The sequence below is a fragment of the Sphingobacterium anhuiense genome, from assembly GCF_042686355.1.
Classification (GTDB): Bacteria; Bacteroidota; Bacteroidia; order Sphingobacteriales; family Sphingobacteriaceae; genus Sphingobacterium; species Sphingobacterium anhuiense.
This window is the reverse complement of record NZ_JBHUPE010000006.1, coordinates 136,124-161,742: the sequence shown is the minus strand read 5'-3', so window position 1 is coordinate 161,742 and position 25,619 is coordinate 136,124. Positions and strand designations below refer to the sequence as shown.

20 protein-coding genes and 1 tRNA gene are annotated in these 25,619 nt (G+C 36.4%); 15 read left to right on the top strand and 6 right to left on the bottom strand.

All coding sequences use genetic code 11. The annotated features are described in order from the left end of the window. Positions 1-32 precede the first annotated feature (32 nt). Complete coding sequence (locus tag ACFS6I_RS15805; RefSeq protein WP_380922036.1) at positions 33-611, bottom strand: hypothetical protein; 579 nt, start codon at positions 609-611, stop codon at positions 33-35. A gap of 184 nt (positions 612-795) precedes the next feature. Then, positions 796-1,548: a 3-keto-disaccharide hydrolase gene (locus tag ACFS6I_RS15800; RefSeq protein ID WP_380922034.1), complete on the bottom strand. Its 753-nt coding sequence runs from the start codon at positions 1,546-1,548 to the stop codon at positions 796-798. A gap of 433 nt (positions 1,549-1,981) precedes the next feature. On the opposite strand from ACFS6I_RS15800, the gene prpB reads away from it, so the two are divergent. From prpB to ACFS6I_RS15785, 3 genes are all read left to right on the top strand, one after another. Then, complete coding sequence (prpB, locus tag ACFS6I_RS15795) at positions 1,982-2,878, top strand: methylisocitrate lyase (protein ID WP_132843917.1); 897 nt, start codon at positions 1,982-1,984, stop codon at positions 2,876-2,878. Further along, positions 2,859-4,013 (top strand): bifunctional 2-methylcitrate synthase/citrate synthase, encoded by a 1,155-nt coding sequence (prpC, locus tag ACFS6I_RS15790; protein ID WP_380922032.1) that lies wholly within the window; start codon positions 2,859-2,861, stop codon positions 4,011-4,013. Before prpB ends, prpC begins: the two co-directional genes overlap by 20 nt. Positions 4,014-4,080: 67 nt before the next feature. Beyond that, positions 4,081-5,532, top strand: a complete 1,452-nt coding sequence (locus tag ACFS6I_RS15785) for a bifunctional 2-methylcitrate dehydratase/aconitate hydratase (protein ID WP_380922030.1) — start codon at positions 4,081-4,083, stop codon at positions 5,530-5,532. A gap of 179 nt (positions 5,533-5,711) precedes the next feature. Here ACFS6I_RS15785 and ACFS6I_RS15780 read toward each other — a convergent pair whose 3' ends face one another. Next, complete coding sequence (locus tag ACFS6I_RS15780) at positions 5,712-7,841, bottom strand: 3-hydroxyacyl-CoA dehydrogenase NAD-binding domain-containing protein (protein WP_380922028.1); 2,130 nt, start codon at positions 7,839-7,841, stop codon at positions 5,712-5,714. Between the two features lie 50 nt (positions 7,842-7,891). Then, positions 7,892-9,079, bottom strand: a complete 1,188-nt coding sequence (locus ACFS6I_RS15775; protein WP_380922026.1) for an acyl-CoA dehydrogenase family protein — start codon at positions 9,077-9,079, stop codon at positions 7,892-7,894. 366 nt (positions 9,080-9,445) lie between these two features. On the opposite strand from ACFS6I_RS15775, the gene ACFS6I_RS15770 reads away from it, so the two are divergent. The 5 genes from ACFS6I_RS15770 to ACFS6I_RS15750 all read left to right on the top strand — a co-directional run bounded on the left by ACFS6I_RS15770 (position 9,446) and on the right by ACFS6I_RS15750 (position 13,913). Continuing rightward, entirely contained in the window at positions 9,446-10,630 is a 1,185-nt protein-coding gene (locus ACFS6I_RS15770) for a thiolase family protein (RefSeq protein WP_380922024.1), read from the top strand. A 390-nt stretch (positions 10,631-11,020) separates the two neighbouring features. Continuing rightward, positions 11,021-11,872 carry an ABC transporter ATP-binding protein gene (locus ACFS6I_RS15765; RefSeq protein ID WP_380922022.1) on the top strand — a complete coding sequence of 284 codons (852 nt, stop codon included), beginning with the start codon at positions 11,021-11,023 and terminating at the stop codon, positions 11,870-11,872. Continuing rightward, positions 11,856-12,668, top strand: coding sequence for a hypothetical protein (locus ACFS6I_RS15760; protein ID WP_380922020.1), 813 nt, complete (start codon positions 11,856-11,858; stop codon positions 12,666-12,668). Before ACFS6I_RS15765 ends, ACFS6I_RS15760 begins: the two co-directional genes overlap by 17 nt. Before the next feature lies 1 nt (position 12,669). Continuing rightward, entirely contained in the window at positions 12,670-13,053 is a 384-nt protein-coding gene (locus ACFS6I_RS15755) for a GntR family transcriptional regulator (protein WP_132771869.1), read from the top strand. Beyond that, complete coding sequence (locus tag ACFS6I_RS15750) at positions 13,050-13,913, top strand: hypothetical protein (RefSeq protein WP_380922018.1); 864 nt, start codon at positions 13,050-13,052, stop codon at positions 13,911-13,913. The genes ACFS6I_RS15755 and ACFS6I_RS15750 overlap by 4 nt, the downstream gene beginning before the upstream one ends. Positions 13,914-13,995: 82 nt before the next feature. Here the strand turns inward: ACFS6I_RS15750 and ACFS6I_RS15745 are convergent, their stop codons facing one another. Together ACFS6I_RS15745 and ACFS6I_RS15740 are read right to left on the bottom strand one after the other, a co-directional pair. Further along, positions 13,996-14,502 carry an ecotin family protein gene (locus tag ACFS6I_RS15745; protein ID WP_021191992.1) on the bottom strand — a complete coding sequence of 169 codons (507 nt, stop codon included), beginning with the start codon at positions 14,500-14,502 and terminating at the stop codon, positions 13,996-13,998. Between the two features lie 212 nt (positions 14,503-14,714). Continuing rightward, positions 14,715-15,449 carry an SIMPL domain-containing protein gene (locus ACFS6I_RS15740; RefSeq protein WP_031289417.1) on the bottom strand — a complete coding sequence of 245 codons (735 nt, stop codon included), beginning with the start codon at positions 15,447-15,449 and terminating at the stop codon, positions 14,715-14,717. 140 nt (positions 15,450-15,589) lie between these two features. On the opposite strand from ACFS6I_RS15740, the gene ACFS6I_RS15735 reads away from it, so the two are divergent. The 7 genes from ACFS6I_RS15735 (at position 15,590) to ACFS6I_RS15705 (ending at position 25,601) form a co-directional block, all read left to right on the top strand. Beyond that, positions 15,590-18,388, top strand: coding sequence for a S9 family peptidase (locus tag ACFS6I_RS15735; RefSeq protein WP_380922015.1), 2,799 nt, complete (start codon positions 15,590-15,592; stop codon positions 18,386-18,388). Between the two features lie 185 nt (positions 18,389-18,573). Beyond that, complete coding sequence (locus ACFS6I_RS15730; protein WP_380922013.1) at positions 18,574-20,760, top strand: glutamine synthetase III family protein; 2,187 nt, start codon at positions 18,574-18,576, stop codon at positions 20,758-20,760. Between the two features lie 207 nt (positions 20,761-20,967). Then, positions 20,968-21,396, top strand: coding sequence for a c-type cytochrome (locus tag ACFS6I_RS15725; RefSeq protein ID WP_380922011.1), 429 nt, complete (start codon positions 20,968-20,970; stop codon positions 21,394-21,396). Positions 21,397-21,631: 235 nt separating this feature from the next. After that, positions 21,632-21,711 (top strand) — tRNA-Leu (locus tag ACFS6I_RS15720). A 326-nt stretch (positions 21,712-22,037) separates the two neighbouring features. Then, entirely contained in the window at positions 22,038-23,444 is a 1,407-nt protein-coding gene (locus ACFS6I_RS15715; RefSeq protein WP_380922009.1) for a sialate O-acetylesterase, read from the top strand. 145 nt (positions 23,445-23,589) lie between these two features. After that, a complete protein-coding gene (locus ACFS6I_RS15710) occupies positions 23,590-24,270 on the top strand; it encodes a response regulator transcription factor (protein ID WP_380922007.1) in 681 nt (226 codons plus the stop codon). Beyond that, on the top strand, positions 24,267-25,601 hold the full coding sequence (locus tag ACFS6I_RS15705) for a sensor histidine kinase (RefSeq protein WP_183915421.1): 1,335 nt from the start codon (positions 24,267-24,269) through the stop codon (positions 25,599-25,601). The genes ACFS6I_RS15710 and ACFS6I_RS15705 overlap by 4 nt, the downstream gene beginning before the upstream one ends. The last annotated feature ends 18 nt before the right edge of the window (positions 25,602-25,619 follow it).

The window sequence follows — 25,619 nt, the reverse complement described above, 5'->3', positions numbered from 1 at the left end:
GTGCTTTTTTTATACGATGCAAAAATCTGTTTTTATCTCTGACCAGGTAAATAGATTTGGAATCCAAGTCCTACTCCTAAGCCAGAAGACTTCTCACCTAAGTTAACGTTCGATTTGGTATAGTTATAACCGACAGTAGCCTCAAGTGCAACTGTTCTTGTAATAAAGTGTGCATAACCAAGATTTGCTCCTAAAGCTAAGGAAGCACCTTTTCCAACTGAACTACCTGCGATACCAATATCACCTTGTCCGAAGAAACGTCCTGACGAAGATGAACCTTCTGGGAAATAATATCTGACAAAAGGTGCAATACCATAATTCCATTCGTTATCATGATCTTTTACAGCAATAAATCCTAAGTTAGCTTGAGCTCCGATCGCGATACCATCAGAAACAAAATAACCAGCTCGAGGTTGTACGTTGATATTAAATGCTTTTCCTTCAAAACTATAACCAAGATTTGCTAAGGAACCACCAACCATCCAGTTACCTTTTTTTATTGGGGTAGTTCCAACATCTGCTGAACTTTGTGGAACAGTTTCGATCTTTTGTGCATTTGCGCCGAAAGCTATTCCCCCCATAATTGTAAGTAGTAATGCTAATTTCTTCATGATTCGTAAGTTTTCTATATAATTAACGATTGTTGTTTATTATATAACAGTAAACGAAATCAAAAGTTTTCTTTTTTTTGCTTGTAACTTACAATTAAGATCCGAAATTAATTATTTTTAATTTTTAGCTGTTAAATTTTCTGTTTTAAACTGCTCTTAAAAGAGCAGCAACGAAGTTAAGTGGTTATTGTATTATTGTTTTTACGATTTGAGAAATGTGGGTAACACTTGGAGGAAGTTCAATTAATTGAAAATTTCTAAAATGTATTTCCGAACCTTCAGATTCAAGACATAGGTACCCTTTCTTAATAGTCGAATTGCGAATACCATTGACAAATTTTCCGTTCACAGCTAATTTAATTGTACCGTCCACGCAGACGATCGTATATTTATTCCATTCTCCTTTTCCTTTAGCCCGATTCTCTATAGCTTTACTTCTTGTACCGCGTGGATTATCTGGTATTGTTTCCACACCGCCCACACCAAATAATTCGCCATGAACGTAAGCGATTGGCGGAACAACACCGTCTTTGGTATTCTGTTTTACCCAATCCAATTCCAGCATCTGCACTTCAACTCCTCCAGGAAGTCTTCCTATGGAATCGGGCTCTGCATCCGACCATACAAAGATACCCGAGTTACCTCCTGCATAGATATGCTTCCATTCGACATGGATAATAAAGTTTTCATATAGTTTTTCAGAACGCATGACACCAATAGGAAGCCCTGTACATATGAGTGATTTCCCCTTTAAACGCCAAGTATCTTTGGCTGTGTTTACATTTAACCAGTTGATTGAATTTTTAGTGGGCTTTGTTGATAAAAGTAGATCCTCAAGTTGTACTTCTTCGCCAAAAGATAAGGTTATTTTTTGAGCGTAGTTATGCTGACATAAAGTGAGCAAAAGAAAAAATAAACCGATAGTTTTAAGGTTCATATTGATGTAGTGAAACGGTTTAAAAAAGGTTAAATAAGGATTATGCTTAAAATACTGCGTTCAAGCAAACTTAAATAAATTTGTAGTAATAAGCAATATAATTATTACCAATTCTATTGCTCATCATCTGACCCAGTGGATATGCATATTGTCTCAGTATTTAGCCTTTTTAATTATTTTATCAAGTGTTTTTTTTACAATAAAACTTTTGATAATCAATATTTTGAAGGGTGTTGTTGAGAGTGTGTACTTTGAACATTTACATGAAAAATGATCTTTAAAGATGGTGATCACGACCATTATTTTTCTTATCTTTAGCAATGAGGGAACTTTTTTCAATACGATAATAAAGCAGAAAATTTCTTGGACATTAAGCAATAAAAAGTTTAATGCATCTGCTCGGCTATCGGGCTCATTTATAATATCCAATTATATGATAAAAACTCCAGGGCTTCTTTTCAGAGAAGCGATGCAACAGGAAAAACCATTACAGGTGGTTGGAACTATCAACGCGAACCATGCTCTGCTAGCTCAGCAAGCAGGTTTTCAGGCCATTTATTTATCGGGAGGAGGAGTTGCCGCGGGTTCTTTAGGAATTCCTGATCTTGGGATTACCACGCTGGAAGATGTACTGGTTGATGTACAGCGTATTACGAACGTTTGTCCAGTCCCTTTATTGGTCGATATCGATACCGGATTTGGACCCTCGGCATTTAATATAGCACGTACGATTCAGTCTTTGATCAAGGCTGGTGCTGCAGCTGTTCACATGGAGGATCAGGTGGGAGCAAAACGTTGTGGACATCGACCTGGAAAAGAATTGGTATCGAAGACAGAGATGGTGGACCGTATTAAAGCTGCTGTGGATGCACGTACGGATAATACATTTGTAATCGGCGCCCGTACAGATGCTTTAGCATCAGAAGGTTTAGAGGCGGCTTTAGATAGAGCTATCGCATATAAAGAGGCTGGAGCTGATTTTATTTTTGCAGAGGCTGTTCATGAACTGGATCAATACAGACGATTTCATGATGCAACCCAATTGCCTGTTTTAGCAAATATTACAGAGTTTGGTCAAACGCCAATGTTTACTCGAGATGAATTACATCAAGTAGGAGTTTCAATAATTTTATATCCGCTCTCTGCTTTTCGAGCAGCTAATAAAGCGGCTGAAAATGTATATCAGCATATTCGAAAAGATGGTACGCAAGCTGCCGTTCTGGTAGGTATGCAAACCCGTGAAGAACTTTATCGTAGCATTAATTATTATGCATATGAAAATAAACTAGATCAATTGTTCAATACTAAGCATGATGACAGAAACAAATGAAATGGGTTTTAAACCCAAGAAAAGCGTCGCATTATCTGGTGTTGCCGCAGGCAATACAGCATTAAGCACCGTCGGAAAAAGTGGTAATGACTTACATTATCGAGGTTATGATATTTTGGAACTTGCAGATCAGGCTAGTTTTGAAGAAGTAGCCTATTTATTGATCTATGGAAATTTACCGACTAAATCGCAATTGACCACTTATCAGGCACAATTAATAAGTCAACGTGGATTACCGATCGCGATACAGAAAGTTTTAAAACAATTGCCGACAACTGCTCATGCAATGGATGTTCTTCGAACTTATGTTTCGGTATTTGGGAGTATTCAACCTGAAAAGGAAAGTCATCCAAGTGCTGGTGCGCGCGATATTGCCAACCGTTTAATGGCCTCTATGGCTTCTGCTTTGTTGTATTGGTATCATTTTAGCCAACATGGCCGAGAAATTGATGTCGAAACGACCGATGGAACTTTGGGTGCGCATTTTTTACACTTGTTGCATGGCACGCCGCCATCTGCATCTTGGATAAGAGCCATGCAGGTGTCTCTTAATCTGTATGCTGAACATGAGTTTAACGCATCTACTTTTGCCGCCCGTGTTATTGCAGGTACTGGATCGGATCTTTATTCTTGTATTGCAGGAGCTATTGGTGCCCTGCGGGGACCAAAACATGGTGGTGCTAATGAAGTAGCCTTTGAAATACAGAGTCGTTATGCCAATGCTGATGAAGCGGAGGCTGATATTCGTAAGCGGTTAGCGAATAAAGAGGTTATTATTGGATTTGGTCATCCTGTTTATACTATTTCAGATCCGCGTAACCAGGTTATTAAGCGTATTGCTAGGGAGCTATCGGAGGAAGCGGGCGATATGACACTATATTCCATTGCCGAGCGTTTGGAATTTGTGATGTGGGAAGAAAAGAAAATGTTTCCCAATTTAGACTGGTATTCGGCCGTTTCATATCATATAATGGGTATCCCGACAGAAATGTTTACCCCTTTATTTGTGCTGTCACGGATAACAGGATGGTCGGCACATGTATTTGAACAGCGTCAGGACGGGAAGATTATTCGACCTAGTGCTCACTATATCGGACCAGAAAATAGACCTTATATTCCTATTTCTGAAAGGTAATGTGAGAAAGTATACAAATGAACGCAACAATTGAAATTTAATATTTACGAATAGTTTTTTAGAAAAAATGGCATCACAAATTTCGAATGAACGACCACCGGCTGATCAGGTCTTGGCTGATATTGCAGATTATGTTCTTCAATATAAGATTGAAAGCAAAGTTGCATGGAGAACTGCATTTTACTGTTTTTTGGATACATTAGGATGCGGTTTTGAAGCGCTCACTTACCCTGCCTGTACAAAATTGTTAGGTCCGGTGGTATCTGGTACCATTGTGCCAAACGGTGCGAAAGTTCCTGGAACAAACTACCAATTAGATCCGATACAGGCTGCTTTTAATATCGGTACAATTGTGCGCTGGTTGGATTTTAATGATACTTGGCTTGCGGCAGAATGGGGACATCCTTCGGATAACTTAGGAGGTATTTTAGCAACGGCTGATTGGTTGAGTAGAACCCGTATTGCTATGGGTGAAAAACCTTTAAAAGCAAGGGAAGTCTTGGAAGCAATGATCATGGCACATGAGATTCAGGGTGTTCTTGCTTTGGAAAATTCTTTTAATAAAGTGGGCTTAGATCACGTGATTCTTGTTAAAGTAGCTTCCACAGCTGTGGTTGGTAAATTGTTGGGATTAAGTCGTGATGAATTGATCAATGCTGTTTCACTGGCATTTGTTGATGGGCAGGCACTGCGAACATATCGTCATGCGCCTAATACAGGTAGCCGTAAATCTTGGGCAGCAGGCGATGCAACCTCACGTGCTGTAAAGTTAGCATTGATAGCCAAGACAGGGGAAATGGGATATCCTTCCGTATTAACGGCTCCAGTGTGGGGATTTTATGATGTTTCGTTCAAAGGAAAGGAATTTCAATTTCAGCGAGCTTATGGCTCTTATGTGATGGAAAATATTTTATTTAAGATTTCTTTTCCGGCTGAATTCCATTCTCAGACAGCTGTTGAGGCTGCCATGTTGCTGCATGATCAACTTAAAGCAATAGGGAAAACTGTTGAGTCTATTAAGCATATAGAAATTAGGACCCATGAAGCTGCTATTCGCATTATTGATAAAAAGGGGCCACTTCATAATCCTGCTGATCGAGATCATTGTATACAATATATGATTGCGGTACCTTTAATCTATGGCCGATTGACAGCAGAAGATTATGAAGATCGGATAGCTATGGATCCTCGAATTGATGTTTTGCGTGATAAAATGAATTGTATCGAAGATTCTAAATTAACAGAAGATTACCATGATCCTGAAAAAAGGGCAATTGCAAATGGACTGACGATTACATTAAATGATGGAACAAAGCTCTCTGAAATTTTGGTTGAATATCCAATAGGGCATCCACGCCGTCGCGATGAAGGTATTCCTAAACTGATTGAAAAATACAGGATTAATGTAGCCCGAATATTTGCAGATAAACAACAGAAACAAATCTTAAATGCAACATTGGATTACGATACTTTTATCGATATGGATGTTAATCAGTTAGTTGATTTGATGGTGAAATAAAGTTAGTTAGTTAGTTAGTTAGTTAGTTAGTTAGTTAGTTAGTTAGTTAGTTAGTTAGTTAGTTAGTTAGTTAGTTAGTTAGTTAGTTAGTTAGTTAGTTAGTTAGTTAGTTAGTTAGTTAGTTAGTGAAGGTTTTCATAAAGGTTTTTTTAAAACCTTTATGAAAACCTTTTTTGAATTTATAAATTTTGTTTTTGGATAGGCCAGTTGGATTGAAGGCCTAAATAAAAGCTGTAATTTTCTTCGGCGAGCTGATGTAACGAGGTTGGAATAATCCATTGTTCACCTAATTGTGCAAAACGCTGACAATCTCTTACAAAATTTTGGAGTCCAACTTGGTCTATATGACCAAATACACCGCCAGTATGAATGGGATAGCCAATCCCTAAGGTGGCACCGATGTCGCCATCGATCGGCCTGTCGAGTATACCTTCTATTAAGCAACGGTAACTATCAAGTGCCATAACATGTAATAATCGATCCTGAATGTTGATGGTTTCGGGCGATGTAGTTAAGGTCGGTAAATTCGAATCTTGCCAAATTGTTTTTTTTCCAGATGCAATTTCATAGTCATAAAAACCTCTATTGGATTTTCGTCCATTTCGTCCACTATCCACAAGTTTTTTTAAGTAATCGTAACATCGCCTCTGGCTTGGATGTAGATGGGGTAGCTGGTCGTATACATGCAGCATAAGCGATAGCGAAATTTCATCAAGAACTGCCAAAGGACCAACAGCAAACCCAGCATTTATTGCCTGTTCATCAATGAGAGATGCAGGAATACCTTCCAACAGCATCGTCACTGCTTCCAGTAGGTAGTTGAAAAAAATACGGGAAGTAAAGAATGCAGGGCCATCATGTACAACAATTGGAATCTTTCCCAGTTGACGGACTACTTGTAGAGCCTTAGACAGGGTTTGTTCACTTGTCTGTTTCCCGCGTATGATTTCTACTAAAGCCATTCGATCTACAGGTGAAAAAAAATGCATTCCAATAAAGTTTTCTGGTTTCGGACTTACTAAAGCCAATTCACTGATGGGTAATGATGTGGTATTGGAAGCAAAAAAACCATTATTATTTAGGAAATGAAGTGTTTCAGTACTGACAGCCGCCTTAAGATTTTTGTCTTCAAACACAGCTTCGATAATGAGATCAACTTCTCCAAAATCTTTTGTCTGATCTGTAGGGGAGATTCGGGAGAGGAGAGCCTGTCTTTTTTCTTCATTCATTTTTCCCAGTTCCACCCATTTTGCTGATACTTTTTCTGCATATTTTTTTCCTTGCTCTGCTTGTTGTAAAGTCACATCTTTCAAGATAATATCAATTCCTGATCGGGCAGCTTCGAATGCAATTCCAGATCCCATCATTCCAGCGCCTAATATTGCCATCCTTTGTAACTCGAAAGAGGTATGGACTAATGGAACTGTAGCTTTTGTAGCTTCATTTATACCGAAGTACTGGGTCCGGATGATACTGCAGGTAATAGGATCGCGCAGGGTCTGGATAAAATACGCTATTTCAATACGGAGTGCTTCTTGTTTTGAAAGATTGTGTTTTTGATAAATAACTGCCATACAGTTGTATATGTTTGGCTTAATTCCTAAGTTACGTTTTTTGATGGGTACGGTAAGATTATCCCATTGTGCTTCATCCCATGGTGGAGTTTGTTTCTGAGCCTGTTCATGCACATGTTCTAAGATCCATGTTTTGGCAAGAAAGATTGCATGATCTATATTTGAAGAAATGAGATCGATTAAACCTATTTCTTTAGCTTTTTGTGCTGTGATTATTTTAGCCTGTAGCACCAATGGAAGAGCATCTTGTGCATCAAGTATCTCTGTTATTTGTATCGTGGCACCAAACCCTGGAAATAATCCATAGTTGACTTCTGGAAATCCTATTTTTATCTGCTCAAGGGCAATCCGGCAGTGTGCCCATAGTTGTGTAGAAAGTTGTAAACTCATACAGTCGCTGTCCATTAGACCGACGATGGGTTTCTTTTGTTGGTTAAGATCATTAAAATTTGACAGGAGTGATTTCAAACGTAGCTTAAATGAATTTTCATCTAATGCTTGTTGAAGTAAAATATCATAGTTAATAGCTTGGCCTATAAGTGGATTTTTGAATATTATTCCTTTTACTTCATTGAGATTAATCTGATCATGGATGATGGTCACAAATTCTTCTAATCGCTCTAAGTCATTTCCATGGATAGTTTCTGTAGAAATTAAGGGGCTAATCAATACGACTCCCTGTTCATCTCTTTCACTTAAGAAATAAGTAAAATATATAGGATTAATTTTATCCATTTTTTTTAGGTGTTATATTCCCTTATGGGGAATTGCAGTATAGAGTTTAATTAATTTGAAGAAATTGATTTATCGGACTTGGATTGATAATTGACTTTATCAATTGTCATTTTAGCAATAATTTCTAACATGATTTCAGATGTTCCCCCGATAATGGTACCGACTCTTATATCACGGTAGAGACGAGCTATTTTGAAATCTTCTGTAAAGGCATAACCCCCAAAAAGTTGAAAACATTGGCTTACAATACGGACCGCAAGCTCACTCGCCTGTAATTTCGCAATCGAACATTCTTTAACTGCATATTTTCCAAGTTGTTGCAAATCGCAACAAGCATATATAAATGCTTTTGTTGTAGCGATATCTGCAACCATTTGGGCAACGCGATGTCTCACTACTTGGAAATCTTGCAGTTTGTGCTTAAATACTTCACGTTTGTTGATATATTCTAGGGTATACTGTAATGCAGAATCTGCTGTCGCAATGCTATGGATTGCTGCGGTGAGGCGTTCCAGCTGCAGTCCGTCCATTAGGTAACTAAAACCGGCACCTTCTTCACCTATTAAATGCGAGATGGGTACTTTTACCTGATCAAAACCTAATTCTGCTGTATCGGAAGCATGCCAGCCCATTTTGTTGATTTTGGTTGCTGTAATTCCTGAAGCATGACGGTCGATCAAGAGCAGGCTGATGCCCTTACTTCCTTTGGTCGGATCGGTTTTAACAGCAGTAATAAAAAAATCGCCATAGTAACCATTGGTGATAAAGGTTTTCGAACCGTTAACAATGTAATAATCACCTTCCCGGATAGCAGTTGTTTGGATTTTTTGTACATCAGATCCAGCACCTGGTTCTGTAATAGCTACTGCACTGACTAAATCTCCAGCAATAACACCTTTTAAATATTTTTCTTTTAATTCTTCAGATGCATACTTGAGCAAGTATGGGGCTGACATATATTGAATGACTAATGCTGTTATCGTGAATCCGCCTGAAAAGCATTGGGAGAGTTCTTCACACAGAATCATGGAATAATAAAAATCAAGGTTGAGCCCCCCATAAACTTCAGGATAGTTGAGTCCTGTAAAGCCCATGTCACCCATTTTTTTCCAAATGGCACGATCTATTTTACCTTCTTCTTCCCATTGGTCAATATAAGGCAGGATCTCTTTACGGATAAATGCTTTTAAACTTTCGCGAAATACGTGGTGCTCAACTGTCAATTGTGTTGCTTGCATATGCTATCAAGTTTTATTGGTTATATTTTCTCTTTTGGATTTGGTGATCCAAATATGTTGAAGCTAATTTAAATTAAAAAGATGACGTTTCCATTTATTTGAACGTTAATTTTTATGGTAACTTATTTTTATGGGAGACTGTTCGCTTGTTTTAAGTGTTTTAGGCTCATTTATAAGCTTATTAAAGATTTCTGTTTAAGCGATTGATTTACTCTTTACTATTTTTTGTACCTTTAAATACAACTTTATGATAACGCTCTACTGTTTGTTTTCTTCGTAGGTCAATTGGGATTCGCAGTTCGGGGGAACCGGATCAGACTTCTAGATAAAACAAGGTAGTAGCATAGATAACCAAAATAATAAACGATGACTAAGAAAGTATTTATTGTCGCGGCGCAACGTACCGCAATAGGAAGCTTTGGAGGAGGATTATCCACTTTGAGCGCGACAGAATTGGGTGCTCAAGCTGTTAAAGCAGTTTTGAGACAAGTTGCTGTTGATGGCAAAGAAGTGGATGAATTATTAATGGGCTGTGTCCTACAAGCTGATTTGGGACAAGCTCCCGCTCGCCAGGTTTTAAAATATGCAGGTTTACCCGATGATATTCCTGCGACTACTATTAATAAGGTTTGTGCAAGTGGAATGAAGGCGGTAGCATTAGGGGCACAGGCTATTTTATTGGGTGATGCTCATGTGGTACTTGTTGGCGGTATGGAAAGTATGAGTCGCGTACCTTATTATGCACCTACAGTACGTTGGGGAGCGAAATACGGTCATCAAAGTTTAGTAGACGGAGTACAGAAAGATGGACTGAGTGACGCTTATTCGCAAGACGCAATGGGTGTTTTTGGGGAGCTGTGTGCCATTAAATATGGTATTAACCGAGAAGAGCAGGATGCCTATGCGGTATCGTCCTATACCAGAAGCCTTGATGCCTGGAAAGAGGGAAAGTTTGATAAAGAAGTGGCTCCGATAATAGTTTCTACCCGAAAAGGAGAAGTTGTTGTCAAGCAAGATGAAGAATTTACGCAGGTCAATTTTGAGAAAATTTATACTTTGAAACCAGCTTTTCAAAAAGACGGAACGATTACTGCAGCAAATGCTTCTACTTTAAGTGATGGAGCTGCGGCATTATTACTCATGTCCGGTGAGAAAATGGAAGCATTGGGTTTACAGCCTTTAGCTGAAATCATTGCATATGCTGATGCGGAACAGGAACCGGAATGGTTTACAACGACGCCTAGTCTCGCCGTGAAAAAAGTATTAGCAAAAGCAGATCTAGAATTGTCTGATATTGACTTTTTTGAATTTAATGAAGCTTTTTCTGTTGTAGCATTAGTAAATGCCCGTTTGCTGGATATTTCATTGGAAAGGATGAATGTTTATGGGGGAGCAGTATCTTTAGGTCACCCTCTAGGGTGTTCGGGTGCCAGAATTTTAGTAACCTTAACAAGTGTGCTGGAGCAGGAGAGAGGACAGTATGGGTTAGCAGCAATTTGCAATGGTGGCGGTGGTGCTTCTGCAATGATTATTAAAAGATGTAATGTATAGTAGCGATCAGGTTAGATATATTATCATACATACATATGGGCAGAAGGTTATACAACTGAGTTTAGAGAATATTGTTAAGTGACAGTACTCATTTACATGAAAGGTTTCTGTCTTTAACACAAACTTCTCCATCGAAGGTAAAAGACCGTTTTTCTTATATAGAGAAACGGTCTTTTGTTTGCACCTAATTTGTTCGGCATAATTACTTCTTGTAACGATCGCTAATCTTTTCAATATAATGTTAGAAATCAAAAGGGTAGGCTTCTTATTTCTGATATTATATTTAAAATTGTTTGCGTTTTCTTTTATTTCTTTAATAAAAAGTACAAAATAATTTGCATTCTTATTTTTCCTTTCTATATTAGTGTATTAATTAAATAATACAGTAGTATGATAACTATTAAAAACCTAAATTTCAGCTACAGCAAATCGCGACCATTATTTAAAAATATGGATCTTCATTTACAGGAAGGGCATATTTATGGTCTTTTGGGGAAAAATGGTGCCGGCAAGTCGACGTTACTGAAGAATATGGCCGGTTTGGTCTATCCTGTAAGTGGTACGATTGAAGTGTTACAGCATGATCCTTGTAAACGCGAACCTGCTCTGCTTCAGGAAATTAGTTTTATTCCTGAGGAATTTCACTTACCAGCAGTGAAATCCGCAACTTTTGTAAAAGCGAATGCCGTTTTTTATCCAAAGTTTGATCATGCATATTTTCAAGAACTGATCAGAGAGTTTGAAATTCCGATCGACCAGAAGCTTGCAGATATGAGTTATGGGCAAAAGAAGAAATATATCATATCATTTGGTTTGGCTTCCAATACCAAAATCATGATTATGGATGAACCTACTAATGGTCTAGATATTCCTTCTAAAGTGCAGTTTCGTAAAATTATGGCCTCTGCTATTGCCGACGACCGCTGTGTTATTATCTCGACACATCAAGTACGTGATCTCGACAACCTGATCGATGCGGTTATTCTATTGGATGAACATCGGGTGGTATTAAATGCTAATGTTAATCGTATTACGGATCATATCAGCTTTAAAAAAGTACCTGAGTTGAACGATGATGTGCTATATTCAGAACCTGCATTAGGTGGTTTTAATACCATACAGTTGAATGCGATGGGAGAAGACTCGAAATTAGATCTGGAACTGTTGTTTAATGCTGTTTTACAGAAAAAAGAATTGATTACAAACCTTTTAAATGTTACTGAAGATGTCGAACGTATTTAATGTTAATCGCTTGTGTGCATTGATTCGCCGGCAGTGGATTTCTGTCGGACGCATTTATTTGATGTCACTAATTATTATTGCTGGAGTTTTTATAGCTTTTTATAGTTTCTATTTTTCTAGATATTTTGAAGAGCTAAAATTTGGAAATGCTACTGGAGAATATTTGCTCAATTTTAGAGTTCCTTTATTTTTCATTTTGGGTTTATTCTTTATCACTGTTGTCTCTAGCAGTTATTTCTCTGACCTAGGCCAAAAAACTAAAGCCATCTTTGAATTAATGATGCCAGCTTCTCGTTTAGAAAAATTTCTTGCAGCTATTTTTTATACTGTTATTGTGAGTTTAGGGGCTTACTTTTTACTTTTCTATTTAATTGATCTGGCCTTTGTATCTTATTTAAGAAGTACAGGGTCTTCGATAATAACCAAAACTTATTCTACTGGTGAAACAGTGATAACAGACCATTGGCTTTATTTCTTCAAATTGGAAAAATGGAAGTACTTACATTATTTATATTTCCTACCATTCTTATTGAACGCTTTGTTTTTACTGGGTTCTATTGCCTATAAAAACTTTCAATATATTAAAACTGCTATTACCATGATTATATATATAGCGATCTGGATGATTTCGTTTATTTATGTGATGAAATTAACTACTAAAGATACCATTCAAGTTGGAGGAAATGCTTTTCAAAATGAAATCCATGTATTTCAGCTCATTATGGCGATAGGAATTATTTTGACGTTAGTTTTTTGGGGGTTAGCATTCTTGAGATTAAAAGAAAAGGAGGTTTAGTATGGATTTTAATGCTAATAAAGCCATTTATCTTCAGATAGCAGCTTATGTATGTGATCATATTCTGTTGGGGACGTGGAAAGTGGATGATAAACTTCCTTCGGTACGGGAGTTGGCGGTACAATTGGAAGTAAATCCAAATACAGTAATGCGGACTTATGACTTGTTACAGCAAAAGGAAATAGTAGTGAACAGACGAGGAGTTGGTTTTTTTGTAACGGATGCTTCTGTAAGTAATGTGAAGGCATATCGAAAAGCGGTATTTTTAGAAGAAGATCTTTTTCCATTTTTTAGAAATATTTATTTACTAGAAATTAGCTTAGATGAATTGAAACAGCGTTACCACAACTTTATCGAACAAAATTTTAAAAATAACGAATTATGAAACTGAGTACTAAATTATTGATAGGCTTGGGGATAGCGCTACTTATTATTCCTACAGTCACGACCTCCTATATCGTGGGGCATAATAGTATCGATATAAACGTGTATAATAAAATACTGAACCAAGAGGGAAAAGATCCAAATACGAAAGACACGTATCTTAAAACCGTTAAAAGTAATAACTTTAAAAAGGTCAGCATTACTGGAAGTGATAGTTTAAACTATATTATCCCTATCAGATTATATGTGATCAAGAGTGATAAGCATGCTGTGAAAATAGCAAAAGAGGATGCTGAACGGTTAACAATTAAATCGGATGAGAATGGACAGTTAAGTATTAAGTTCAATTTTTATGGCAATTACTATAATACGCCAATTTATATCTTTACACCCAATCTAGAGCAGATAGATTTAACAAATTTGATGGTCAATGAATTTTCCACTAAACAAGATGAATTAACGATCGTAGGAAACAAACTTTCAGGATTTGTTATGAATAATGGAACGCAAATCAACAAATTGAATTTTATACTGAAGTATTCGCAATTTGCTATTAATAACGGAGAGCAAGATAGCCCCCCAGTTTCATTCAATTTAAATCACTTGAATTTCGATTTAGATAGTTCCAATGTGAATTTTGCAAAGAATAATTATGAAAGCGTTCAAATTAAAGCTAAAGATTCACAGTTGTATTTTGTAGGTGAAAATGAGGGTAGATATTTGAAAAATATGAATTTAGAAACGATTGGAGCGAGTACAATTGGTTTCAATGATTACCAGATTGGTGCATTATCTGGAAAACTTTCAGACGAAACAAAAACAGACTTTACACTTTCTACCTTGCGTAAATTTTTAAAATAATCGTTTACGTCAAAGTTGTTAATTAACAAAAACGCTCTTCAAATTTAATTGAAGAGCGTTTTTTATTTTATATTGCGTTTAACTATTTCGCTTTTTTTAGAGGAACCTCAGCGGCTTGGTAAGTTTCAGGCTCAGCTTTGTAAATTTTGAATTTTACTTCATAACCCTCTGGTGCGTAAATAACGATTGGCATTCTTCCATTGTAATCGGTTATAACAGATTTAGCCTGTACAAAGCTGTTCTTTTTTTCACCCTGGCAAAGCATTTGAGTCGAAGCTACATTTCCATTTGTTTTGAAAACATAGTAATTATATCCCCATCCCTGCAGATCTTTTTTCTCAAAATCACCGGCTAAGAAGTAACTGTTACACGCGTCGGTCTCCATATATTTGCCAGCAAAAAACTCAATCTTTTTATTATTATCACCATCGATTCCTGCATGAGGGACTTCAATGACATATTTTACCATCCCTTTTTCTGGTGCTGGAAATACATTTACGTCTTGTTTAAGTAATGTCTGTGCCATAGCGGATATCGAAATTAATAAAGTAGCAACGATCATACCTGTTTTTAACATTAACTTTTTCATATATATTATTTTTACATGTGTATTATTATCAGGTTAGAGCGATCTGTATACGATAAGTTTAATCCGTTGACGATTTTTTTTATCATGAAAAGTTTTGAAAGTCGTTTTAAATCATGCTATTTTCTTGATAGACAATTTATTGTGTAGCGTTTTTCTTGTGAATTTTTCTCTTGATTTAAGACTAAATGGCTTTGAAAATATCATTTTATACTTTATAATGGTAAATAGCTCGCTTTTACAGTAATGTTTGCAGTCTTTTTTCGAGATGTTGTATTGAATGCACCACCATAAGAAAATTCTTCGTTATCATTCTGACCAGTTATCTGAAAAACGCCCAAATCAGCTTTTACCAATTGACCTAAAGTGGAGGCAGATTCGGACGCTATATTCTGTGCACGTTGGTGCGCATTTTTAGAAGCCTGAGAAATGAGTTCTAATTTTAAATCTTCCAGCTTAGAATAATAGTAGTTGGGTGTACTCGAACTTAATTCAAGCCCTTGAGAGATTAACGTTGATATTTCGCGAGATGCATTATCGACTTTGTTAAGATCTTTTGATTCCACTCCAACAGTTTGCGATAAGGTATATCCAGAAAACGTATTATAGCTACTGCCTTTACCATCTGTGTGGTATTCAAATTCTTTATTAATATTAACAGCTTCAAATCTTATCTCTTCAGCTTTTAGACCCTGTGCGATCAAAAAATTGCGCACCAGCTCACGATCCTCAGCTAATTGATCTGATGCGCCTTTTAAATCGAAATTTTTACGACTGTAGCTGGCATTCCATTTTACTAAATCAGATTCAAAATCTTTTTTAGCATTTCCATTAACGGTAATCGTTTGTGAAGATTTGAATTTGTAACGGTATGCATTGCTAAAAAGGCATGCACTTGCAATAATAACAATACCTGCAATAAGTGCAATTATAATTGGATTGTATTTCATAATCATTATTCTAATCAGGTTATTTAACGTTTTATCGACTTACTATGTAGCAATCATGATACCAAAAAAAACTGTTATTTTTGAATTTAAATAGATAATTTGCAGTTTTTGAATCAATTTGTTGATATAAGTAATAAATAATGAATAAAAAAATCATTCTTATAGGGTTGTTAGCAATGCATGGAGCCGTTTTATTTGCTCAAAAGCAACCGCTTAACCATACGGTTTATGATGGATGGCAAAGTTTGAATGCAAGTGAAATAAGTGGTAGTGGAAAATACATCACATTTCAAGTACTGCCACAGGAGGGAGATGGAGCCTTATATGTCAAGGATAATTTAAACAAATCCATACTTGCATTACCAAGGGGATATAATGCCCGTTTGACCAATAATGAAATGCATGTCATTTCATTGATAAAGCCTAAGTTTGCTGATACACGCCAAGCGAAAATTAAGAAAAAGAAACCGGAAGAAATGCAGAAAGACTCCCTTGCTATTTTTACGGTAGCAACTGGAAAGCTTTTAAAGTATGCAGAAGTTAAATCCTATAAATTGGCTGAGGAAGCCAATGGTTACTTTGGATTCTTAACGGATGATAAAGGGATAGCTCCTACAGACACCGCGACGTCAAAGACTAAAAAATCAACTAAAATCAGCACATTGCATGTATATGATCTAGTAACAGGTGATACCGTTAATTTTCAGCAGGTAGATCAATACGACTTTAATAAAGCGGGAAACAAGCTAGTTTTTACCAAAAAAACTGAAGCTAAAGATTCTACATCCAATATTGCAGGTGTTTATTTATATGATTTGACCAATAAAACATTAAAAAAGATTACAAATGGTCGCGGAACGTATAAAAACTTCACTTTTGACGATCTTGGCAATCAATTGGTCTATTTAGGAGATAAAACTGCTGAAAAATCTTTATTAAAAGAGTTTAATCTTTATTATTATACTTCACAGCTTGATTCAGCGCGCATTGCTGTTCAGAAAAATACTTCAGGAGTACCTGCAAATTGGGCTGTAAGTGGAGATGGAGAGTTAAAATTTAGTAAAAATGGACAGAAATTATTTTTAGGATTGGCACCTATACCTAGAGTTAAGGATACGACATTAGTGGATTTTGAGCATGCGAAAGTAGACGTTTGGCATTGGCAGGATGATTACTTACAGCCGCAGCAATTAGTCAATCTTAAAAAAGATCTTGCTCAAAGCTATCTGAGTGTATTTTATCCGCAACAGAATAATCGTGTGATTCCTCTAGTTGATGAGAAATTTAACCCAGTACGTACAACTATTGAAGCCGACCAAGAATATGTTTTGGCAACCACTGATTTTGGGCGTAGAGTATCTACGCAGTGGGATTATCGGAGCAAACAGGATGTATATGTCGTCTCTACCGTTTCTGGTGCTCGTCAGTTGGTAGTTGAAAATTTATCAGGACAAGCTGTTTTATCTCCAGATGGTCAGTATGTGCTGTATTTTAATCAGGATAGTGGCAATTGGTATTCGTATCAAATTGCCTCCAAAAAAGTGTCGATATTAAATGATGGTCTTCCTGTATCCTTTGTCGATGAGGATAATGATATGCCGGCAAAACCAGAAGGCTATGGTATGGCCGCTTGGGGAGCCGACAATAAAGGAGTATATGTTTATGATAAATATGATATCTGGTATTTCGCTTTAGATGGATCGGATAAATATTTAGCCACAAATGGATATGGAAGAGTATCCAGTACTGTATTGCGCTATAAAAACTTAACACATCCGCGAAATAGCAAGTGGAAATCTAATACACTTGATGAGCGTCAACGTGTTTTGCTAACTGCTTTTAATGAAAAGACCAAAGAGAATGGTTTTTATGAATTGAGAGGTAAGCGCAAAGATCCGAAAGAGATCTTGATGGCACCAAAGGTTTTTAGAAATTTACAAGCATCCGAAGATCAGAAATATCTGATTTATTCAAAAGAAGATTATGTCAATAGTCCTGATTTATATGTAAACATTAATACGTTTAAAAAGGAAGAAAAATTGAGTGAGTTGAATCTGCAGCAAGCGAATTACAATTGGGGAACCGCGGAATTGGTACAGTGGACTACACCTGCTGGTCATGCTGCAGAAGGTATTCTGTACAAACCGGAAGATTTTGATCCGAATAAGAAATATCCAATTATTGCTTATTTCTATGAAAAGTTATCAGATGGACTATATAGTTACCAAGCACCGGCACCCACACCGTCTCGTTTGAACATACCTTATTTTGTGAGCAATGGTTATTTGGTTTTTGCACCGGATATTTCGTATGTCACAGGTGAGCCTGGTAAATCTGCGGAAGAATATATTAATTCAGGAATGAAGCATCTGGCGCAGAACAATTGGGTAGATTCATCTAAAATGGGTATCCAAGGACAAAGCTGGGGAGGCTACCAAGTAGCGCATTTAATAACAGCTACCAATATGTATGCGGCTGCGTGGGCAGGGGCACCGGTTGTTAATATGACTTCAGCTTATGGAGGTATTCGTTGGCAGACAGGTATGTCAAGACAGTTTCAGTATGAAAATACACAAAGTAGAATCGGTAAGACTCTATGGGAGGGACAGGATGCTTATTTAGCTAATTCGCCTTTGTTCCATCTGAATAAAGTAACAACTCCGGTAGTGATCATGGCTAATGATAATGATGGAGCAGTGCCATGGTACCAAGGCATCGAAATGTTTACGGCATTAAGACGCTTACAAAAACCTGTTTGGATGCTTAATTACAATGGTGACGAACATAATTTGTTGTTAAGACAGAATAGAAAAGATATTCAAATACGAGAGCAACAGTTTTTTGATCACTATTTAAAAGGAGCGCCTGCTCCGAAATGGTTGAAATCTGGAGTTTCAGCAAAAGAAAAAGGAATCGATTGGGGTTTTTCAGTTGAATAAATTTAAAAAGAGCTTATTTGTTACAAATAAGCTCTTTTTTTTATACTTAATTATAATTGTTTAGGCTTTTTTGTAAAAAAAATAAAAAAAATTTCAATTTTTATTGAAAACAACATACTTTTACAAAGTAATTTGATGGAAAGATCAAAAACAGGGTATAAAAAACTTAAAATCTCAATCACATAATGTCTAACTTAAGATTTAAATCTGTCGAAGCAGCTGTATCTCGCAAAAATGCTTCTTTAAAAGTAGAAACTAAAAAAGCTACCGATATTTACGGTAAGAATGTTTTTTCAATTGCGAAGATGAAAGATTATCTTCCTAAAAACTCTTACAAGGAGTTAGCACAGGCAATCGAAGATGGAAGTGCAATTTCTCGTGATTTAGCGGAGCATATCTCGCAGGCGATGAAAAGTTGGTCACTATCTAATGGTGCTACGCATTATACGCACTGGTTCCAACCTTTGACAGGATCTACTGCTGAAAAGCACGATGCTTTCTTTGAGCCGGATGATAATGGTGAAGCTATTGAGAAGTTTACAGCAGATGCTTTGGTACAGCAAGAGCCTGATGCATCAAGTTTTCCAAATGGAGGTATTCGTAATACATTCGAAGCACGTGGATACACAGCTTGGGATACTTCATCTCCAGCTTTCCTTTATGAAACAGGTTCAGGTAAAACATTATGTATTCCGACAGTTTTTGTATCATATACAGGCGAGGCATTAGATTATAAAGCTCCTCTTTTAAAAGCTGTTAGTGCTATAGACAAAGCTTCTACTGAAGTGGCACAATACTTTGATAAACAAATTACTAAAGTAAATGCTTCTTTGGGTATTGAGCAAGAGTATTTTTTAGTTGATCTTTCTTTATATAATGCACGTCCAGATTTACAATTGACAGGACGTACTTTATTCGGTCATATGTCCGCAAAAGGACAACAATTGGATGATCATTATTTCGGAGCGATTCCAGAACGTGTTTTAGCGTACATGGTCGACTTGGAAAATGAAGCTTTGAAATTAGGTATTCCATTAAAAACTCGTCACAACGAGGTTGCTCCTTCTCAATTTGAGTGTGCGCCTATGTACGAGGAAATAAACTTAGCAATTGATCATAACCAATTGTTACAGAATTTAATGGACCAAGTGGCAATGCGTCACCATTTCAAAGTATTATTACATGAGAAACCTTACAGCGGTGTCAACGGTTCTGGTAAACATAATAACTGGTCATTAATTACCAATACAGGGGTTAATTTATTGTCTCCTGGTAAGACTCCTAAAAATAACCTAATGTTTTTGACATTCTTTGTTAATACCATTAAGGCTGTTTATGAGCATGCGGATTTATTACGCGCATCGATTGCCAGTGCAAGTAACGATCACCGTTTAGGTGCAAATGAGGCTCCTCCTGCTATTATTTCAATCTTCTTAGGATCTCAGTTAGATGATCTTTTAGAAGAAGTTGAATCGGCACGTGTTGCTAAAAAAGTAAAATCTGAAGCAAACTTATGGCACGGTATTCCGAAAGTTCCTGAACTGAGATTGGATAATACTGATCGTAACCGTACTTCTCCATTTGCTTTTACAGGTAATAAGTTTGAATTTAGAGCTGTAGGTTCTTCTGCAAACTCTGCTTTACCAATGACTGTATTAAATGTTATTGTTGCTAATCAATTGATTGAATTTAAGATTGAAGTTGATAAACAAATTAAAAAAGGCATCAAGAAAGATTTAGCTTTATTGAATGTTGTTCGTAAATATATCAAAGATTCTAAATCAATCCGTTTTGAAGGTAATGGCTACAGCGATGAGTGGGAGAAGGAAGCAGAAGCTAGAGGCTTGTCTAATATCAAATCTACGCCTAAAGCTTTAGATGTTTATGTAAAAGAGGAGTCTATCGAATTATTTGAGAGATTAGGCATCTATACAAAACGTGAAAGTGAAGCCCGTCATGAAATTTTGTTGGAGAACTTCTACAAAAAACTTCAAATTGAGGCACGTGTTATTGAAGATATCGTAAATAATCAGATTGCTCCTGCATGTTTGATCTATCAAAATGAATTGATCAAGAATGTCCAAGGCTTGAAAGATCTAGGATTTGGAAAAGAAGCATATAGTTCTCAGTTTAATTTCTTAGAACGTATTTCATTACATGTTAATACTGTTCTTGAGAAAACAGAAGCTATGCGTAAAGAACGTAAAAAAGCAAATCAAATTGAAGATATGCGCGAAAAATCAATCGCTTACGATGAGGTTGTTAAACCTTATTTTGATGAGATTCGTTACCATGTCAATAAATTGGAGAAAATTGTTGATGATCAAAAATGGCCATTACCAAAACTTCGCGAACTGTTATTCATTAGCTAAGAATAGGTAAACTAGGTATGCCTTAAAGTTGGTACATCATGAAAGCGCTCGATATTTTATCGAGCGCTTTCTTTTTGCACCGTAGCTGGTTACGGTGCAAAAGTCAATAGTGTAACAATCTACTGGATTGTCATATTAATTTCATTTTATCATAGGTTATTCGTTGTTCTTTTTTTACATTTAGTTATTAAAAGAAGAAGAAGAAAAATGAAGAAGTTTTATTTTAAATACAGGAAAATATCCTTAGTTACTGCAGTGCTTGCAACTGCGATGACTTTAAGTGCTTTTATTCCCAGTCAGGAAAAACCAAAGGAAGAAAAGTTTAGCAATCTAAAAGTACTCCCTAAAAATACAACTCCGGAGCAATTGAAAGAGGTAATGCATGATTTCAATGCTTCTTTGGGTGTGAAATGTGGGTTTTGTCATGCTCCTTCTAAAGACGATCCTAAAAAAATGGATTTTGCAAGTGATGAGAATAACCATAAAAGTATAGCGCGTGATATGATGAAAATGACTGCCAAGATTAATAAAAAATACTTCCATAAAGGAAGTAAAGAGGGGGAGATCAAAGCTATTTCATGTAAAACCTGTCATAATGGACAGAAGCATCCAGAGATGAAAATTGCGAGTTTATAGCATTGCTCCATAAGGTAGTTCAAGCTTCCTATTATCATTTGGCTTGATTGAGAACCAATATCCGATAGAGATTATAAACCTGTCGATATTTGTGATCTTTATTTTTTAAATGAAAAAAATAAAGTCGTTCATAATCAGTTATTTTCTTGTTTAGGTGCATTTTTATTTTGCATATATCAAAAGAATATCTACCTTTGCATCACTCCAAACAACGAAATACTTGTTTGAACGGACCGCCCGGATGGCGGAATTGGTAGACGCGCTAGTCTCAAACACTAGTGGGAAACCGTGCCGGTTCGATCCCGGCTCCGGGTACCGAAAAAGGATCTGAAGTTAATTCTTCAGATCCTTTTCTTTTATAAAACCTACTCCTGTTGTTTCACACAAGTCTTTATTTTTTATCAAAAGGGTACCCTAATAAGGTATTTGTCACTTTATAAATAGTTTAAACATGCTGAGCGACTTACTTGGTGGATAGTATGTTTTAGAATTGGACCTTCTTTTTATATTAATTATCTGACTTAAATCATTTATATTTACTTTGATAATCAATTGCTCCGATAGAGAGCTATCTTTTTATTATCATGAACGTTTTGATTAGACGAATGAGAATAGAAGAAACGAAACCTAAATACTAAAAAATGAAAAAATACTTGCTAGCCGGTATCCTTTTTTTGTTCACAGCGACATCCTATGCAAAAATTCGGCTTCCTAATATTTTAGGAAGTAATATGGTGTTGCAGCAAAAATCAACCACTAAGTTATGGGGATGGGCAGAGCCGGGTGAAAAGATTAAAATCATTACTTCGTGGGATAATAAACTTATTGAAAGTGTAACGGACGGTAATGCAAGATGGCAGATCGATATCCAGACGCCACAGGCTGGCGGACCCTACAACATTACACTTCAAGGTGGCAACAAAATAGTCCTTGACAATATATTGATCGGAGAAGTGTGGGTATGTAGCGGTCAATCTAATATGGAATGGTCGTATAACCAAGGTATCACAAGTATAAAAGATGAGTTTTCAGAACTTAATAAACGCAACATTAGACTCTTTAATATCCCAAAAACAACTTCAAATACACCACAGGACAATAATGAAGGAAATTGGTCTATATGTGATAGCAACACCATTAAGAATTTTAGTGCGGTTGGATATTATTTTGGTAAACATCTCAACGAAGATTTAGATGTTCCAATTGGATTGATCGGTAGTAATTGGGGCGGTACACCTGCTGAAGTGTGGACTCCCGAAGAGTTGGTGGATAATAATACGGTTCTGAAAGAAGCGGCAACTAACAATAAACCTACAGCATGGTGGCCTGTATTGCCAGGATATGCTTACAATGCGATGATTGCTCCACTTTTCAATTATAAAATAGCAGGTACCATCTGGTATCAGGGTGAAAGTAATAAAGAGACAGCATCTACTTATACGGAATTGATCAATACGATGGTTGGATCATGGCGTAAGGCATGGAATAAAGAATTTCCATTTTATTATGTACAGATTGCACCATTTCGTTATGAAAGACATGGTGTCGGAGCTTTATTGAGAGAAGCGCAGGCTAAAAACCTTACTACAAAAAACACAGGAATGGTGGTAATTTCAGATTTAGTCACAGATACGTTGAATATTCACCCTACAAATAAAAAAGATGTAGGTCTAAGATTGGCAAACCTCGCTTTAGTAGAAACCTATGGTCTTAAGAAAGATGCGCACAAAAGCCCGATGTTTAAATCATTAACAATAAAAGATAAAGAAGCTATCCTCGACTTTGATTATGCTACATCAGGATTAGTTTTAAAAGGAGATCAACCAAAGGAGATTTTTATTGCTGGAGCGGATAAAGTATTCTATCCTGCAACTTTAAAAATAAAAGGAAATCAACTCATTGTCTCCAGTAAACAAGTGAAGGCTCCTGTAGCGGTACGCTATCAGTTTAGTAACACTGGAATCGGAAATATTTTTACTAAAAATAATCTTCCAATGGCGCCATTTAGAACAGATAATTGGGAAATTGATACAAGCCCCTTGAAATAATGAAATAGATTTCTGATGGTTGCTTGTTAGCATCAGAAATCTATTTGCACCGCTACTTCTTTAGATTAGAATTTCATTAGATATTCATATTTCTGTTTAATTTCCTCTAACCTTTCTTTAAATTTGTGAATTAAAGTAAATTACTATGCAGATATTAGTTGTGGAGGATGATAAACGGATCAGTGATTTTCTAATTAAAGGATTAGAAGAAAACGGCTATTTGGTTACGTTATGTCGGTCTGCAGAAGAAGTCATTGGTAATTACCTCAATATAGCATGGGATCTCTTGATTATTGATATTATGCTTCCGGGAATGGACGGTAGGCAATTAGTTAGTACTTTGCGCTATAAAGACTGTCACGCACCTGTCTTAATGTTGAGTGCATTAAACACGGTACAAGATAAGGTCGATTCTTTAGATATTGGGGCTGATGATTACTTGACCAAGCCATTTCACTTTGATGAATTATTATCTCGGATTAAAGCACTGACCCGTCGGAGTCAGATTGGCTTTGACGTTAAAAAAAGCCAATGTATACAGATCGGTTCACTCATGATCGACAAAGATCAATATAAGGTGTTTGATGGGGGACAGGAGGTGGAATTATCACCTCGAGAATTTAAACTCTTGATGTACTTGGTGGAAAATCAGAATAAAGCGGTTAGCCGAATTCAGATCCTCAATGCAGTATGGGGAATTAACTTTGACAATCAGACCAATGTTGTTGATGTATATATTTCCTATGTCCGTAATAAGGTAGAAAAAAATCAAAAATATATTTTTACTGTAAAAGGAGTAGGGTATCTATTTAAGTTAGAACAATGAATTTAAAGAACCGACTTTCTATATATGCAGCTTTCATATTTGGAGTGATTATTTTGATTGCCTCGACGATCATCTATGTGTCTTTTTATACTAAGATGGAAAGCCAGGAATTTCGGAATCTGGAGAGTAAGACCCTCTTATCTGCTCTATTTTATCTGGAGAAAGACGAGGTATCATTTATCGAACATGAATCGATTAAAAATCAACTTCAGAAGAATATTTCTAAACGCAATATACTGGTTGTGGACTCCCTTAATAGACGCTATGATGGACTGATGGAGGACGATGCTCCAGTTTCTTCAGATTTTTTCGATTTGGTACGTAAACAGGATGAAGCACAACTTAAAACAGATGCTTTTTTTTATAATGGACTTTTTTATCATGATAATGAAGGTGATTTTGTTATTGTAACTCGGGCATCAACAGTCGAATTTCAAGATCAGATGAAACTATTGCTACATATCTTGCTGGCTGTTTCATTAATCGGATTGATTTTGATCCTGATTTTCTCGCAGTTTCTTGGAAATATTGCTTATGATCCAATCCTCAAGATGATCAGTCAGATTAAGAAAAAAGACAATCAAAATTTCAATGAACCCATTGTATTAAATAAATCCTATCAAGAGGTACAGGAATTAGTTGATACCTACAATCACTTTGTTGAAAAGCTAAGTCAGACCTTTTCCATTCAAAAAAATTTTATCGATTATGTTTCTCATGAATTGCGAACACCCCTTGCCGCGATTTTAGGGACATTGGAAGTGAGTAAACAAAAGCCTAGAACTGTCGAAGAGCATGAGCTCGTCAATTTACAGCTGAAACGTTATACCGAAGATCTCCGTGATACGATCGATCATATGATGATTCTATCGGGCGCAAAGACTAATTTTGAGACTAAGATCATACGTATTGATGAAGTACTTTGGGAAATTATTGAGCAACTTACCTTAGTACATGGTGCCCAGATCAGTGTTGATATCCAGGTTGCAGATACCGATATATTAAAAATCGATGCGAATGATAAGCTGTTACAGCTTGCTGTTCAAAATATAATTTTAAATGCTGTCAAGTATTCCAATAATCAACCTATCGTTGTTCATCTCAAATCTCATAGTGGTAAATTGCTTGTTGAAATCATCGACCAAGGAATAGGTATTCTGCCAGAGGAACTTATTCGCGTGACCGAAAATTTTTATAGAGGTGAAAATGCACATGGTTATACGGGTAAAGGGATTGGTCTATCGTTAGCGAATGTTATTTTTAAACTCCATCACATTCGTATGGATATCAGTTCTAGTACAAAAGGGACAATCGTCTCGTTGTATTTCTAATCAAATTCTAATCTACTT